Genomic DNA, 14,809 nt, shown 5'->3' on the forward strand with positions numbered 1-14,809 from the left:
ATGAAAAGACGACGCCCCACAGTTCCAATTTCCGAATGGAAATTGGCTACTCACTTAGAGGCAACCCATGAAATTCAGAATCAAAAGGGTGTGCCAGCATATGGCTGTGATTGTGAGTGGTGCTTTATCTGGAAACACTGCTTAAAGGATGTGCTTCCAGAAGAGTTACAGGGGCAACTCACAAGGGTTGGAGTGGAGCTAGAGCACCCTACCGACGTATACAAATTTAGCGATAACGAAAATGGGTCTAGCATAAGGGTGGTCTATCATTCTGTGGGCAAGATTCTAGAAGGCCCTAATCACTGGAAAAGGACTGATATTGGGGCGATGCTTATGTATTCCACAATCAGGGAGAACCCATACTTATCTCTGGTCGTGTTTCCCCAAAGTCAGTCCCTTGATGAAGCGCCGGTTCTTAAAAATACATCTGCTGGTGAGCTGGTGCGGATTGATTTCCGCCTTGCAATACCAAATGAAGTGACAAAAAGTAATGTGCCAGATCTTGCCTAACAAGGCGCTAATGTCGCCATTATCGTGGCTGGGATACGCTACGCTTCAGTCGCCCCAATGCTTTGCGGTACGCGCATATTTGTTTATTGAACGTTTTCATGAAAATTGAATATTTGAACATAAAGCCAAACGCAGAGAATTTATCGGTTTTGTCTTCTGAACCATTTCGCGCCATAGTTGTGGTCGAAGAACCGGTTTCTCCCGAGTGGCGACATAACCTTAGCAGAAGCTTGGTCAAAGCTGGCTGCCTATACATGATGGCATGGGGTATCGAAGCAAGTAGTTGGGATGATTCAGTTGATCACGCTAATCTTGAAGCATTCAGCTACGGTGATATTCCAAAAGAGAAGTGTGTGATGACTACGTGGCACGATAATGAGCCCCTTGAAGCGGTTTTCACTTATTCGAAAAGGCTCGCTCATCATCCTGTTTTAGATCTGGAAAAAACGGTAATAGTCCATATTGCATCTACGAGCAAAGAGAGTGATTATTTATCGATGTATATAGACATTTAGCGTCGAGGCTGAAGTGCCTTGCACGCACAACAACCTCATACAATGGAGCAACTTGAGCTTCGCCATGTTTGCGGTACGTCGCTTTGCTCCTTTTTACTTCAAATATGTCTTCACCACGGTTTCCCTCTAATGCGGGCGATATGCTCATGAATAAAATTAATCTACTGTTAATACTTACTGTTTGCGTATTGTTAGCAGGTTGCCCTCCTGTTTATAAGGTGAATTTACGAAATGAAGCGCCGACAGATATAGCCATTTTTTATCATCACAATGATTCTGAACTTTTGCGTATTCCTGCTAATGGTGAAGGACGTGAGCATTGGAGTCATTATTGTTTTGCTATCAGTGATAATGGTTTTATTTATTATTTCGATGGTACTGAGTTGCCAAGCAGTGTTTATGAAACTCACATGTTTAGCACATCTCTAAACGCGATCTACAATCATGGTAAGTTAAGCTACCTGGATTCCAATGGTCAGGTTGCAGCTTCAGTAGAGGGGGTAAGTACCTAAACGAAATTAATCTTATATTCCTGTCCAAACTTTGACAGGATGTCGTTCACTGACTCTCTCAGCCTGTCGAAAGTCTCATACGAATCCAAAGGCAGCCAGCTGTACTTCACCTTTCGCCACAAGATCTCTATCAGGTTTAGCTCCGGTGAATATTTCGGCAAATAGATCGGCCAGATGCCTTTATCCATCCAATCCAACCTATGTCGGCGAAACTCCGCAGAGCGATGCATGGAGGCGTTGTCCAGAAGCACCACGGCAGGCTTAAGCGGATCTTTACTCTCCGCCAGCTTATTAAAAAGCGCTACGACTTTGGCGGAGTCCACCCGCTCCTCTGTGGCATGGAATATCAGCTTCTGGCGGCGACTCATAAACCCCAGAACGTTCAGTCTCTTATTGTGTGGATAGGATTTCATTTGCGTCGGCTTCCCCACAGGGCTCCAGCCATAAGGTAAGTTAGAACGTTGACTAAAGCCTGATTCATCAAAGTAGTAAAGCTCGATTTCGCCTGCATCCTCCCAGGATTGAAGATCTTTCACAAAGCCCTGAAACTGGCGGAAGGCGTCTTCATCCCGAAGCGCGCGCAGCGAAAAGCGGAATCGCTTGAAGCTATACTTTGATTTTTTTTAAGTTCCGTTTAACGGTCTCCAGACTAGCGCTTTTTCCAGTTTCTTTCTCCAGACGTATCTGGACGTCTCGTAGTTGTTGGGGCTGCTCGTCAATCCACTTACAAACCTTTTCTTGTTCCTGCTCCGTGTAAATGGGCGGTCTTCCCGGGGAGGCGTCGCTAATGTCGGCAATTTTATCGATTTTATACCCCTTATTGCTGAGCAGTATGGCGTGACAGCGAATACGGAAGCGGGAGCTCGGGCTGTAGCGAAATCCATCGGTAAGAGTCTTTATTTCAGCGGGCTTAAGATGATTGACGTACTTCACGGTGCAAAATATGATCAGATTGAGTGGTCGTAAGTCGCCTATTTTATTAGAAAATTTTTATTTGGCTACTTATCAGAGTGCAAATAGAGCATAACAAGCGCGTTAACTCGGCTTCTTCGTCGCTACATGCGGGTATTCCGTGTTATCAGGGGTATAGTAAAATTGCAGTATTATAAAAATCATATGCATGCAGATATCAAGAGTTGGTGGAACGGTCTATCGTCGGAGGAAAGATTGTTTCTTGACGAAAGTTGGACCAATGATTACAAGAAAGCTCCTATAGATAAAATGGTTGAGGCTTTAATTGAAGTGTACTCTCAATACACAAGTGCCGAACAGCTAGACTCTGCGTCAGATGATGAAGTTGATATATATGAGCACTCTGTATCTCATGAGAGGTTTGATATGGAAATTCAATGTTGGTTCGGGGCGGGAATTGGTTATTTTTGTATTTCTAACCATTATGGTATGCAGTACCATGTTTCAGTAAAAACTGACGGCAGATTGGAATTTGAATCATTCTCAGGCGGAGCGCATAAGTTCTGTACATAACAAAGGTATCAACCTGACACCCTGCGGCGAAGACTGTCCAGGTATTAAATTTAACCGATATGAAAGAATATATCTCGAACAAGCCACGGATGAGGATTTAGCTACTTAGCATAAAGGAATATTCGAAAAAATGAGCAAGAAATACGATAAGTTCGAACTTAAGAATGAAAATGAGATCTGGATCAATGGCTGTCCATTTCTAGAATGAGGCTGCAAATCTATAGGTCTAGAGGAACGATGTGAATTCTATAACCAACAAATACAAGACCGTTAACAAGGCTAAGCAGCATCGCGCAGTACTACGTGCGCTGGATCTCGCTGCGCTCGGCCTTTGTTGGCGGCGTTAAGTGCTTTTGAGAATGTGATGGGTAATGGAGAATTTGAGGATCTTGAAGGAAACGAGATTCCTAAGCATAAATCAAAAACAGACAAATTGGCTTTGCATAAAGATCCAAGGCGTTGTCCTGTTTGTACCGCTAAGCTCGAAAAAATTGGTAAGGGTACACGACGGAAGAATCAGTGTGTGTCTTGTAACGCAGTATTGGCCAAAGAACTAAAATGCCAGCGTTGTAGCGCCAGTCGAGTTTGGCGCGGCCCAAAAGGCATGTGTTGTCATAGGTGTGGTCATGCACAGTCTTAGTCAGCACTTAGCAATTAGCTGCAACGGACAGTCGATAGTCTCATACCTTATGCGCCCAAAGTCGCGCCACTTTTGACAGCCGCTGTGTTAGTCGCTATTGACCTGCCCCCCACTTTTTTAATCCACTCTGAACTTAGTAATGTTCATCACCAGAGAGGAACTGCAATATGGATCTCATTTTTGAACCCTTCGTTGGCTTGGGGCCACTAAAATTTGGTATGTCAAAGTCGGAGGTAGAATGAATCTCTACAGGCAGAGATTTGTGGCATTGGAGATTGTGATTATCAAGACGGCAAACTTAGCGCATTTTCGATCTATCCAGCTGATGTTGAACACCTGGTTATTGTTGGCGAAGATGTTCAAAAAATGGATAAGCTTTCGGCTGCACTTCATCTGGCTAACCTGAGCGCCGATTATGGGCAAGCCCAGGGCGGATCGCTCTACTTTATGGATTTAGGTTGCGCTATTCTCCAGTTTGAATCGCCTTCGCGTGAGTTCTTATTCTTCGCTCGCGAGTACGATACTGGAGAGCTATTGAGGGAAATGACGTTATCTTCCATCGAGTCTTACTACGAAGATCACACTTGGGACGCCTGATAGTTATTTGTTAAAGGGTGGCAACTATCTAACAAATGTAGCATGCTGCCTGTTCAGGGCACTGTACCCAAAACTTACAGCATTCGTTTTTCGCCAGAGCACAAGAGTGTTAAGCACACACAGATGGTCTCAACCAAGTAGCAACACCAACCCAATCCAGAATATCGTTTTTTTGCCCCACAGTCTGATTAGATACCCACTTTGGTAAGCTGTGCGCCTATATCTATCCGAATCTCAAAAGGAATCCCTGTTTTGTCTCAAAAAGGTACCCCGTCTATCGCAAAGAAAGTCGTTATTTTGGTAGTACTGACGGCTATCTCCCTTGGCGCTTTGGTGTGGTTTGGTTTTGCGGTGGCGTCAACGGTCCGGCAGGTGGCGGCGTTGCCGCCCAGTTTGTATGTTGAGCCGGCGTTATTCGGCATGCTGGGGATAGGCTTGAGTCTGCTTTCCATTTGCGTGATGGGGGGATTGGAGCTGCTGGAGAAAATAAAAAAGCCATTACGTAAAAAGACTGAAAACCGCATCTTTAAACTATTGCAGCCCGTCATGCTGGGAGGGTTGGCGATGATCTTCGTGCTCCCTGTGATGATCCATTTTCCGCTGTCGATCTATCTGAATGAGCAAGGGTATAGCGACTGTGAGGAAGCGTCTTCTTCCGGCTTGCGTTACCAGTACATTGTTTACGCCAAGTCGGAAGAAGCATGCAGACGCGCGGCTGAGCTAGAGGCGAAATAGAGCGCCTGGCTATCCTGCCTTGGCGGGTGAGACGTCCTTGTCAGGATTCCCTTTCTAAAAGCTCGCGGACAACCCTATCTGCGCCCAGCGTCCCGGCATGGGATAGCCTGGGCGATAGGCGTATTCACGGTCGAATAGATTCTCCACGGCGACAAAGACTTCGCCGTCCTGACCCAATGGGGACAGAGGATAGGACACGCGCATATTGGCCACGGTGAAGCCGCTGACTTTCTCCGCATTGACATCACTGGAATTCCGCCCGCGGGTCAGCGCCCAGACTTCGGACTGATGTTGGGCGTCCAGGGCGAGGCGGAAAGGGCCAATTTGGCCGTTCAGGCCTGCGGTAACCGCCCGTTCCGGGGTGTAGGGTAGATTGTCGATATCTGGATCGAGCAGGGTCAACCCGCCGAACAGGGACCATCCCGCCGGCAACGTCTGGCTGACTGATAGTTCGACGCCGCGCATACTGTAGTCGCCGAAGTTAATGAACTGTGGGCTGGAGACCTGCGGAGGAAAAGCGAAGACGTAGCGGTTTTTCACCTTGTCTTTGAAGACGCTGAAGTCGACCTGGGTAGTGGCTGTTAACGAGAACTTGGCGCCGGCTTCCAAATGATCCAGCTCTTCCGCTTCCAGTTGTTTCCAGCTATCGCTTAGAAATGGCATTGCGGCTGCCAGGGTTGGCGCTTCCAGACCCGGATAATTGACTCCCTGGGAGGCGTTGACGAACAGCGTCAATGAGTCCGACATCAGCGACAGGCCCGCGTATGGCGCGGTCTGGGCGTCAAACTCACTGTGATCGTAATAACGCACGCCGATGGACGGTGACAGCATCCATTCATCGTTGAGCATGAACAGATGACTCAGCCCAACGTAGGGCGACCACAGTTTGAACGTCGGCGCATCCAGGTGCGCGCGCCGGGCGGGATCGTCGCGATTGAAATGCGCTTCGCCGGAGACGCGATCGTAGTCCAGACCGGCAACCAGGGTTCCGTCCATCCAGGGCGAAAACTGCTCGCGCCAGCGCAAACCGCTCATGGTGAAATCCGACAGCGTATCGCCATCGTCGCCGCTCTGGTGATACCAGTTTCCTTCGCCGGAGCTGTGATGCAGGCTGAACTCACCGGACCAGTCGCCATGTTCATGGGACAGCGTGGTCGCCAGCATGAAGGCCTGGGTGTTGTACTCCGGCGCCACATCTGGTTCGGGGTCTCCTTCTTTGCCCGGATCGGTGCTTTCATTGTCCACGTACAGCCCGTTGAAAGAGGCAGCCCAGTGCTCATTCAGTTGCGCGCCAACCCGGCCGAAGAGATTTTTCAATTCGCCGTCGGCGTTTTTGCGGTGGCCGTCAGAAGTGGCGTAGCCTTGCGCCAGCGTAAAGTCCAGATCGCCATTGCGGCTGGTCAATTCCGCTTGCTGCACCAGGGTGTGATACGTACCGGCGGAGATACGCGCGGCGCCGTGAGTTCCGTCTTCTGTCGCCCGCTTGGTATGCAGATCGATGGACGCGAAGTTATTGCCGTTGATCTGCGGCTGCGGGCTTTTATATACGGTCATGGATTGCATGGCGTTGACGGGCAGGAGGTCCAACAGTGGGTGTCCCCATAAGCCCATGTACAGGGGCAGGCCGTCGATGTAGGTCTTTATCTCACTGCCGGGACGGGTGACGCCCATACCGCGGATGAACACCGCGCCGCCCTGATCGCCGCCAAACGCGCCGACCGGATTGTAACGGGAAATCTGTACGCCGGGCGTCCGGCGCAGGGCGGCGGTGAGGTCCACCGCGTTTTGATCGCGAATCTGCTCTTCAGTGACAACCGCGGACGTGCTGGAGAACATATCCACTTCGACTTCTTCGATGACCGGCTTAGCGGTCACCACCAATGGCTCCAGAACGGTGGTCTGCGCATGCGCGCCGCCAGCGGCGGTCAACGCGACCGCCACGGCTAGTTTCTTGGGTGAAAATTTCATAGTACTGACTTGCTTAACTGCTTATTGGGCCTGATCGGATCAGTTTTGTGGATGGTTTTGGTGGTGTGCGGACATGCCCGGATCATTCGGCGTGCCGAAAAGACCGAACTGCGCCAGCTTTTTCGGGCTAATGGACTGTTCCGCTTCAGTCAGCTCAGAAATGAGCTGGGAGGCGGTGTCCTGAGGAATCCCGGCTTTGTGCAGCAGATCCGTTTTTTTGAACTCATCGCCGCCGCAGGCCAGCACCATCCACTTATCGCCGTCCCGGCGCAGCAGGGCGCGTCCACCCCGTTCGCCCTGAATCCAGTCGGCGATGGCGTAGTTGTCCACCACGATGACGGGCGCTGTCTCCACCTTGTGGTCAGGCTGGTCATAGGTCTCGGAGATGAGTTTGACCACTTGCTGCTGTTCCTGGGTCAGACTGTCGTTTGCGAAAGCGGGCGCGGCCAGCGCCGAACTCAGCGTCACGGCGGCGAGCAGGGTGCGGAAAGGGATGGGCGGTGAATACATCTTGTTATGCCTGTTTTTCATGTTATTTCCTCAGAGGTAGTTGGCGGTGTTCTTAACATGTTAATAATCAGGCGCATGGATACGCCTGCGTGGTGATAAGCCACGGCGGACAGGGCCTGACATCCGCCGGTCCTGTCGTTGCGGACAAATAGACGAATGCTATTTGTCCGCCGGATTAACAGAACGCAACTGGGTTCCTTGTTCCGTTCCATCAATAAGGCCGGCAAGCATGCACAATGCTTGCAGCAGGAAAAAACTGCTCCAGGGCGACTCCACCAGTTCGCATCCGGCGGGGCCGGTGCGGTAACAGGCGCCTTTGAATGCGCCGGGGTGTGCGGCGCCATCGCGGCGCACGAAGTATGAACTGCGTACAAGCGCGGCGATTTGCTGCGCCGCATAGGCGCGCCAACTGTCGCCGTCGTCCAGTAACTCGGAGAGTGACAGTATGGCGATAGCGGCGATCAGCGTGGCGGACGGGTCGGACAAACTGTCGCTACGCTCCGGCCGGTCAGCGGGAAATGGCGTGCGGCGGGAGCGACGCCAATACACACAGGCCGCTCTGGCGTAATCGAGATAGGGCGAGCCCCAGTGAATGGCGGCATGGCTCAGCCCCAACATCGCCCAGGCTTGCCCACGGGACCAGCCGCCGGGACGGTCCAGCGCTTGCAAAATAGATTGCCGTGGCTCTTGTTGCAGCGTGGATTGCGCTTCCGCGCTGCAGGCGCCGCTGGCGGTGAAACAGGCGGCGACCAGGGCGTCGGTATGGGCGCGGGCCGCTTTGTCCAGAGCCTCGTCGTCGTTCACTTGCATTAGCTGAATCGTCGCCGCCAGAGAGTCCACGGACAGGCGTTGGCGTCCGTCCACGCCGCCGCCCATGTCGCAACCCAATGGCATGTAACCGAGTTCAGGATCGAAACTGGAAGCGACGGCGGTCGCGGCCTGGGAGGCGAGATGCTGGGCGTCCGGATCACTGAACCAGCGTCCACAGAGAGCAGGTCCGTACCAGAAAATCAGGCTGCGATTGAGCGTGTCCGCCTGCAATTTGTCTGAGAGCGCGGCGCATAGAGTCAGTGCTTTGTCGCGGTCTTTGGCGGATTCTGAAACAAGCGCCCGCAGTCCCCAGCAACCGGCCCAAAAGCCGCCCATCCAGGAGCCGCCGGAAGAAACTTTCCAGTGCGCGCCATCAGGGCTGAACAGGGGGAATCCAGCGCCGCATTGTGCGTCTATGACGTCCAGGCGTCGCGTCAGCAACGCAATGGCTTTGCTGATTTCCTGTTGGGAGAGCGCCGCTGCGTCCCAGTGGGAAGTTGGCAATTTGCTCATGAGGCGCTCCTGCGTCGCAGCAAGGCCAGGCCCAGCGCTGCGACAGAACCGGCTAAGGCGACCACAACCAGGGCGCTCCAGGCGCCGCTGAAGCCGTATGAAGACCCCGAGACGGCGCCAAACAGGGGCGCGCCCGCAGCGAATCCGCCGAAGAACGCGGCGGACAACAAACCTGACGCTGTCGCTGGCGTTCCGAAAACGCTGTCCCGTAGCAACATGCCCATGGCCACGGCGTTGGTGGCTACGGCGGTGAGCCCCACCACTAATACTCCGGCCCACAGACGCCAATGGCTGTCCGGGTCCGCCTGTTGGGTGACTCCAATGGCTATGGCGGTGAGCGCCATCAGCCCCAGTAACATCCAGGATTCATCCTGAAGCCTGGCGGAGAGGGAGGTGAGTGTCAGGCGCGACATGACGCCCATCAAGCCGAATGCGGCCACCATCAGTCCTGCGTCCTGTTGACTGACGCCCTGCTGGGTGGCGAACACGGGCAGAAAGGTCACGAATGCGGACAGCGTGACGCCTGCGCAAGCCTGCACGGCCATTAAGTTGAGCAACAATCCTCCCGGACGCGCAGGCAGCCAGGAACGACGCGAACCGGAAGCAGGCGTCGGCGGCGCCAGAGCCGGGGCGGTGACAGCCAAAAGCAGCGCTACAGGGATGATGGTCGCTATAGCGGCGCGCCAGCCGAAAGGAACGGCGATCAGCGGCAGTAAACCGCCGGCGATCAAGGCGCCGAGCTGCACGCCGGATTGCTTCAGCCCAACGGCGAATGCTTTGCGCGGCGGTGCGATTCGCTGAGCGATCAACAAGTTGGTGACGGGATTCGACAATGCCTGGGCGACACCGCACACCGCCACGGCGGCGATAATGCCGGCAAAACCGGGCAGGGTGATCATCAGGCCGTAGGCCAGCGCCACGCTCACAAACAACAGAAGCAAACCGCGCCGCGACCCCAGACGCTCCACCAGCGGCCCGGCCGCCAGGGACAGCACCGCCGCTACGCCGAAGGCGCTCAGGGTGACGTAACCGAGCCAGCCGGGCTCAATGCCCAGGTCCTGAATCAGCAGCGGGCCCAGGGCGCCAATGGCGTACAGGATCAGCATCGGCAGCGTCATGGACAGCAGCAACACGGCATGCAGGCTCAGGCTGTGCAAGGACGACTGACGCAACGAAGGCGCAACGGCGTTCATGATAGCGTTGTCTCCCGCCCAGCCAGGGCGTCCTGTGGCGCGGGTTGCTCCGCACTGGCGCCATAGCCGTCCAGAATGCGGCGTCCCACGGTGTTGATCAGCACTTCGTCGGCGCCGTCGAGAATACGGGTGGCGCGGGCGTAGCGAAAAATATTGGAAAGCGGCGTGGCGTCGCATAACCCCTCCGCGCCGAACACCTGAATAGCGTTGTCCGCAGCCTGATTGAGCGCGTGAGACGCGGCGATTTTCGCCATGTTGACCTCCATATCGCCGTCCAGACCCGCGTCCAGTCTGGCGGCGGCCAACTGCAATTGCCCGCGTGCGCTGACGATGCCTTGATGAGTGATAAACGCCAGGCGTCGGATAAGCTGCTTGTCCGGCAGTCGCGCCAGGCGACCGCGTTCGCTGTTGACGCGTTCGCCGAGCAGGTCCAGGCAGCGCTGCGCCAGACCGATCCAATGGGCGGCGTTGATGGATCTGCCCAGGCGTAGCCGCTGTTTCATCAACGCCATGCCGCCGTGCAGCTCGCCCAACAGATGGTCTTGAGGAAGCCGGACATTATCGAACAGCAGCTCGTGTTGGCCATTGCGGCGGCCCAGTATGTCGAGATCGCGCAGGATGCTGAATCCGGGTGCGTCCGTGGGCATGACCAGCATGGATAAAGCCTGTTGCGGCGGCGCGTCCGCCAGGGTGCGCGCCACCACTGTGATGAAATCCGCCCGTCGCGCTCTGGAGATAAACCACTTACGGCCATTCAGACGCCAGCCGTCGCCCTCCCGCTGCGCCTGCAGGTTAATGGTGGCGGGAATGGAGCCGATGCTGTCCGGTTCCGACATGCCATAGGCGGACACCGCATCACCCGCCGCCAAGGGGTGCAGGAAGCGAGAAGCGATGGCGTCGCTTCCATGCAATGAAAGCATGCGCACATCCAGCGCAGCGCGACCTCCGAAGATCTCCGGCCCGAACTCAGAGCGCCCTTCCTGTTCCGCAATGGGCAAATAGTCGCTTAACCTGGCGACTTTGCCTCCCAGGGCGGCGGGATAATACAGGCCCCACAGGCCCAGGGAGCGGGCCTCCGCGGCGAGCGCGGACTGCAGCGTCAGCGCGGCGTCATCGTCTCTGGCCAGCGTGCTTTCATGGGGAATCACCCGTTCATTGACAAAGGCGCGGATGCGTTGCGCCAGCTCGCTATGTGATGGGCTGGCGGAGGAAGCGTTGTCGTTCATGATCATGTGTGCGGCCATTCCTGTGGCTAAACTGCGCAAGCGCTGCGTTCCAGAAAAGCGACTTCAGCGGTGAGCCGCTTCTTGTCGACCTTGCCCGCCGGGGTGAGCGGAAAGTGGCGTATGAAACGCAGGTACTCCGGCAACTTGTTCACTTCCAGTCCCTGATCCCGCAGGAAGCTGGTGATTTCGGTAAGGGAAGGACGATCGGCTCCGCTGCGCATACTGAGGCACAGGCACACGCGCTGTCCCAGGTCCGGATCAGGGACCGGCACACAGGCGGCGCTGATCACGTCTGGAAAACAGGTGACCAGATTCTCGATCTGCACGGTGCTGATATTGGCGCCGCCGCGCACGATGACGTCTTTCTTGCGCCCGGAGAGGCGTAAGTAACCCTCGGGGTCCAGCAAGCCCAGGTCGCCGGTGTACACCCAGCCTTCAGCATCGCGATATCGGGCGTCCAGCTCTGGGGCGTTAACATATTGCATCGGGCTGATCGGGCCGCGGGCGAGAATTTCACCCACCTCGCCAGGACCGACTTCCTTGCCGGCGTCGTCGACGATGCGAATTGCGCAAACGTCAGGGTTGGGACGGCCGACGCTGTGGAACACCACATCCAGGGCTTCATCCAGCGTGTTATGGCAGTTCACGCCGTCCGCGGAGCCATACAGACTGATAAAACCGCAACCGAAGGCGTCCACACAGCGTTGAATGCTGGCGGGATCAATCACAGAGCCGCCGCTGACGATGGCCACCAGACTGGACTTGTCGATGTCCGCCAACAGGGGCTCGGCGGCCATGCGCTGAATCATGGTAGGCACACCGAGAATGTGGGTGGGGCGCAGGGTCGCAATGGCGCGAATAGCCTCTTCCGCATCGAAACGAGGCAGCACCGCGAGGGAGCCGCCCAGCCAGGACAATACGCCAAAGGTGGCGGTGGAGCCGAAAGACGAGCCCAGCGGCACCAGATACATGCCGCGGAAGCTGGCGCCGTCGGGATGCAGACGCTGCAAAAAACGGCCGCGACCGCCTAACAACGCGTTATGGGAATACGCCACCAGCTTGGGCTCGGATTCGGTGCCGGAGGAAACCAGCAGACGCACGGGAGAGTCCGGGCAAACATATGGCAGTTGCTCAACCGGCATGGGCTCAGCCTGAAACAGCTGCTGCAGCCGGAGCCAGTTGTCCGGCGCTTCGTCGCCGTCCGCTATCAGCAGTCGCAAGGACAGGGTGGTGGGACGCAGAGATTCGATCAGCTCGCACATGTCCACGCCGCCATATTCCGGCGTCGCGATGATGGCGCGGGCGTCGCAACGCTTCAGCAGGGACTGGATATCCAGACGGCCCCGCCCCGGTGGAAAGGGGGCGACGACCGCTCCTATCGCCGCAGCGGCCAGATCCACTGCGCAACAGCGCCAACTATTGGGCAGCTGATAGGCGATCACGTCGCCGGCGACGATGCCCATTTCACGCAAACGGGTCGCCAGTCGCAGGGCTTTATCCAGAAGATCGCCGTACGTGATGGCGGAGTCGGATGAGAGCACAGCGGCTTTCTCTGGCGACTGCTCCGCATACATTTGAAACATCTGGAACACGGTGCGGTTGGGATACAGGCCTTGCTCGGCCCATTGTTGACGCAACTCTGCAGGAACCAGGTCGATAATGCCGGAATGGTTCATTGAAATCTCCATGGTGAATTCACCCGAATATAGGCGTCCTTGTTGAGGGCGGAAGCCAGTCTGGGGTCGTGGCTGATCTCGGTCAGGTCTTCGACGATGGCTGCGGCGGGCGCGCCGGTTGTTTCGAATAGAGCGGCCCACTCCTGCGCTTTGCGGCGGTTGAGAATGCGCTGCAAGCGTTCCCGGTTCAGGCCGCCGGACTCGTTTGCCGCAGGCTCGGCTTCAGCGACGGCGCGCGCCAACCGGGACGCTGCGCGCTCGTCGAGACAGTCGATGGCGAGCAATCCCTGGGCGGTAGCGTAAACGCCGTTTAAGGAGGTTGGCGCAGAGTGGGATTCTTCTGTCGCCATAGACACGCCTTTGTCGCCTGACGGATTCAGCAGGGCGCCTAAGTCTTCTGCGCAGAGCAGGCTGGCCGCGCCCAACAGGGAGGAATCCACACGAATCGAGCGGGCGCGGCCGAGGGCGCGAGCCAACAGCGCCGCTGTGACGCCCTGGGCCGCCACGGCGCCGCCCAGTACATCCAGCACGGTAAATAGCGCGCCTCCCGGCAGCCCTGAAGCGGCGGCGATTTTGGCGGCGACGCCGGAATACGCCTGGGCCATGAAGTCGGTGCCGGGGAGGTCGTGTTCCGCCGTCTCTCCCCAGCCGCCGGCATAGGCGTAAACGAGGTCTGGATTCACCTGTTTCATATCGTCGTAATCCAGCCCCATTTCCGCCGCTTTGCCGGGCGCCCAGTTATGCAGAAAGACCTCCGCGTGTTTGATCAGCGCCATCACCTCCGCTTTGCCGGCGGCGGACTTGATGTCAATTTCCAGGATCTTCTTGTCTCGATTCAGGGCGTCAAATCGGGCGGATACGTCCTCCGCCATCGGCGGCATGCCTCTTAATGGGTCGCCTCCGGGCGGCTCAATGCGGATGACCTCGGCGCCCAGCAATGACAACAGACGCCCCGCTAACGGGCCTTGGATGCGACGACAGGACTCGACGACGGTCAGCCCGGCCAGTGGCAGGGAAGTATTGGGTGCGCAGGGTTTGATTGGCGTGGCCTGAGCGGCGTCTCCGTCGCATTGAAAACGCCAGGGGCCGTTGCGCCACATCGTCGAAGCATCCGGGTCCTGGGCGCGTTCCTGCAGCGTGCGCACCTTGCAAATGGCAACGCCGGTCTGACTGGCGATCTGCGCGATCGCTTCGAATGGCAGGGTGGCGAGCGCGTCGCAGAGCGCGGCGGGGACCGGCGCGATGGCTTTGGCGTAGCGCAGGAGGAAGCCGTTCCAGCCTTTACCGGCGCTGGCGGCGTCGACGCCCACATGGCTCCAGAACGCACGCCAGGGGCCCGCATCCAGCGTTTCCAGCTCGAACGCCACGCCGTCCGCAGAGACGAACGGCGGGCGTTCTCTCACATTGGCCCCCCCAGGAAGCAGGCGCTCAGGCATGTCCGGCGCGGTGGCCCCCGCCAGATACTGGGCGACGCTAAGCAAAGCTGCGGCGGTCATGCTGGTGGCGGTCGAGCGCATGGACGCGCCGCGCTGACGGCCGATCGCCGCGGCCATAACGCCTTGCAGTGACAGCATGGCAGTGAGGGTGGAAACGTAATCCACGCCCAAAGGCTGCGCGCCGCCGCTGGCGCGACCATGCACCGACATCAATCCAGAGGCCGCTTGAGCCAGGTTTTCCGTTATCGGACGATCAACCGCGTCAGACCAGCCTTCCAGCACACAGTCGATGGCAGTTGCGTCTGCGGTTGCGTCTGAAGAGTGCAACGCAAAGGCGGCGCCGGATTCCGTGTCCACATTTTCCCAGCCCATCCCGAGGGCGTTGGCTTGATACAGCAGGGAGGCGTACAAGGGAGCGTGAGCCGGCGTTGGGTTGCGCAATGAACCGCTGAGATAGCAGCCTTCCAGTAAAAACGCCATCGT

15 protein-coding genes are annotated in these 14,809 nt (G+C 56.4%); 6 read left to right on the forward strand and 9 right to left on the reverse strand.

The features are described 5' to 3' along the window. The 3 genes from HCH_RS12785 (at position 1) to HCH_RS33780 (ending at position 1,537) form a co-directional block, all read left to right on the forward strand. Entirely contained in the window at positions 1-510 is a 510-nt protein-coding gene (locus tag HCH_RS12785) for a hypothetical protein (protein WP_148212558.1), read from the forward strand. Between the two features lie 98 nt (positions 511-608). Then, positions 609-1,025 carry a DUF7684 family protein gene (locus tag HCH_RS12790; RefSeq protein ID WP_041598622.1) on the forward strand — a complete coding sequence of 139 codons (417 nt, stop codon included), beginning with the start codon at positions 609-611 and terminating at the stop codon, positions 1,023-1,025. A gap of 146 nt (positions 1,026-1,171) precedes the next feature. Then, the gene (locus tag HCH_RS33780; protein ID WP_148212559.1) at positions 1,172-1,537 is read left to right on the forward strand and encodes a hypothetical protein; all 366 of its coding nucleotides are present in this window, start codon (positions 1,172-1,174) and stop codon (positions 1,535-1,537) included. Here the strand turns inward: HCH_RS33780 and HCH_RS12795 are convergent. Then, the gene (locus tag HCH_RS12795; protein ID WP_148212560.1) at positions 1,534-2,121 is read right to left on the reverse strand and encodes an IS630 family transposase; all 588 of its coding nucleotides are present in this window, start codon (positions 2,119-2,121) and stop codon (positions 1,534-1,536) included. The two genes, HCH_RS33780 and HCH_RS12795, sit on opposite strands and share 4 nt — an antisense overlap. 22 nt (positions 2,122-2,143) lie before the next feature. Next, positions 2,144-2,470, reverse strand: coding sequence for a helix-turn-helix domain-containing protein (locus HCH_RS12800; RefSeq protein ID WP_011396684.1), 327 nt, complete (start codon positions 2,468-2,470; stop codon positions 2,144-2,146). 183 nt (positions 2,471-2,653) lie between these two features. Between HCH_RS12800 and HCH_RS12805 the strand changes: the two genes are divergently transcribed. From HCH_RS12805 to HCH_RS12810, 3 genes are all read left to right on the forward strand, one after another. Beyond that, positions 2,654-3,022, forward strand: coding sequence for a hypothetical protein (locus HCH_RS12805; RefSeq protein ID WP_148212561.1), 369 nt, complete (start codon positions 2,654-2,656; stop codon positions 3,020-3,022). A gap of 1,006 nt (positions 3,023-4,028) precedes the next feature. Continuing rightward, complete coding sequence (locus tag HCH_RS34615; protein WP_011396686.1) at positions 4,029-4,259, forward strand: hypothetical protein; 231 nt, start codon at positions 4,029-4,031, stop codon at positions 4,257-4,259. Between the two features lie 252 nt (positions 4,260-4,511). Continuing rightward, a complete protein-coding gene (locus tag HCH_RS12810) occupies positions 4,512-4,994 on the forward strand; it encodes a hypothetical protein (protein WP_011396687.1) in 483 nt (160 codons plus the stop codon). A gap of 54 nt (positions 4,995-5,048) precedes the next feature. On the opposite strand, the gene HCH_RS12815 is transcribed toward HCH_RS12810, so the two are convergent. From HCH_RS12815 to HCH_RS12845, 7 genes are all read right to left on the reverse strand, one after another. Further along, positions 5,049-6,962 carry a TonB-dependent receptor gene (locus HCH_RS12815; protein ID WP_011396688.1) on the reverse strand — a complete coding sequence of 638 codons (1,914 nt, stop codon included), beginning with the start codon at positions 6,960-6,962 and terminating at the stop codon, positions 5,049-5,051. 39 nt (positions 6,963-7,001) lie between these two features. Further along, entirely contained in the window at positions 7,002-7,493 is a 492-nt protein-coding gene (locus tag HCH_RS12820; protein WP_011396689.1) for a copper uptake system-associated protein, read from the reverse strand. Positions 7,494-7,631: 138 nt separating this feature from the next. Then, positions 7,632-8,795 (reverse strand): hypothetical protein, encoded by a 1,164-nt coding sequence (locus HCH_RS12825; protein ID WP_011396690.1) that lies wholly within the window; start codon positions 8,793-8,795, stop codon positions 7,632-7,634. Continuing rightward, complete coding sequence (locus HCH_RS12830; RefSeq protein ID WP_011396691.1) at positions 8,792-9,988, reverse strand: MFS transporter; 1,197 nt, start codon at positions 9,986-9,988, stop codon at positions 8,792-8,794. The genes HCH_RS12825 and HCH_RS12830 overlap by 4 nt, the downstream gene beginning before the upstream one ends. Continuing rightward, complete coding sequence (locus tag HCH_RS12835; RefSeq protein ID WP_011396692.1) at positions 9,985-11,220, reverse strand: acyl-CoA dehydrogenase family protein; 1,236 nt, start codon at positions 11,218-11,220, stop codon at positions 9,985-9,987. The genes HCH_RS12830 and HCH_RS12835 overlap by 4 nt, the downstream gene beginning before the upstream one ends. Positions 11,221-11,240: 20 nt before the next feature. After that, positions 11,241-12,890 (reverse strand): class I adenylate-forming enzyme family protein, encoded by a 1,650-nt coding sequence (locus tag HCH_RS12840; protein WP_041598625.1) that lies wholly within the window; start codon positions 12,888-12,890, stop codon positions 11,241-11,243. Next, positions 12,887-14,806, reverse strand: coding sequence for a CoA transferase (locus tag HCH_RS12845; RefSeq protein ID WP_011396694.1), 1,920 nt, complete (start codon positions 14,804-14,806; stop codon positions 12,887-12,889). Before HCH_RS12845 ends, HCH_RS12840 begins: the two co-directional genes overlap by 4 nt. Positions 14,807-14,809: the final 3 nt, after the last annotated feature.

It is taken from the genome of Hahella chejuensis KCTC 2396, from assembly GCF_000012985.1.
Classification (GTDB): Bacteria; Pseudomonadota; Gammaproteobacteria; order Pseudomonadales; family Oleiphilaceae; genus Hahella; species Hahella chejuensis.

What these genes read in the sequence shown, in the direction of transcription:
- HCH_RS12835 (WP_011396692.1), bottom strand. Translation starts at nt 11,220, where the DNA reads ATGATCATGAACGACAACGCTTCCTCCGCCAGCCCATCACATAGCGAG.
- HCH_RS12830 (WP_011396691.1), bottom strand. Translation starts at nt 9,988, where the DNA reads ATGAACGCCGTTGCGCCTTCGTTGCGTCAGTCGTCCTTGCACAGCCTG.
- HCH_RS12790 (WP_041598622.1), top strand. Translation starts at nt 609, where the DNA reads ATGAAAATTGAATATTTGAACATAAAGCCAAACGCAGAGAATTTATCG.
- HCH_RS12840 (WP_041598625.1), bottom strand. Translation starts at nt 12,890, where the DNA reads ATGAACCATTCCGGCATTATCGACCTGGTTCCTGCAGAGTTGCGTCAA.
- HCH_RS33780 (WP_148212559.1), top strand. Translation starts at nt 1,172, where the DNA reads ATGAATAAAATTAATCTACTGTTAATACTTACTGTTTGCGTATTGTTA.
- HCH_RS12805 (WP_148212561.1), top strand. Translation starts at nt 2,654, where the DNA reads ATGCATGCAGATATCAAGAGTTGGTGGAACGGTCTATCGTCGGAGGAA.
- HCH_RS12785 (WP_148212558.1), top strand. Translation starts at nt 1, where the DNA reads ATGAAAAGACGACGCCCCACAGTTCCAATTTCCGAATGGAAATTGGCT.
- HCH_RS12845 (WP_011396694.1), bottom strand. Translation starts at nt 14,806, where the DNA reads ATGGCGTTTTTACTGGAAGGCTGCTATCTCAGCGGTTCATTGCGCAAC.
- HCH_RS12820 (WP_011396689.1), bottom strand. Translation starts at nt 7,493, where the DNA reads ATGAAAAACAGGCATAACAAGATGTATTCACCGCCCATCCCTTTCCGC.
- HCH_RS12825 (WP_011396690.1), bottom strand. Translation starts at nt 8,795, where the DNA reads ATGAGCAAATTGCCAACTTCCCACTGGGACGCAGCGGCGCTCTCCCAA.
- HCH_RS34615 (WP_011396686.1), top strand. Translation starts at nt 4,029, where the DNA reads ATGGATAAGCTTTCGGCTGCACTTCATCTGGCTAACCTGAGCGCCGAT.
- HCH_RS12815 (WP_011396688.1), bottom strand. Translation starts at nt 6,962, where the DNA reads ATGAAATTTTCACCCAAGAAACTAGCCGTGGCGGTCGCGTTGACCGCC.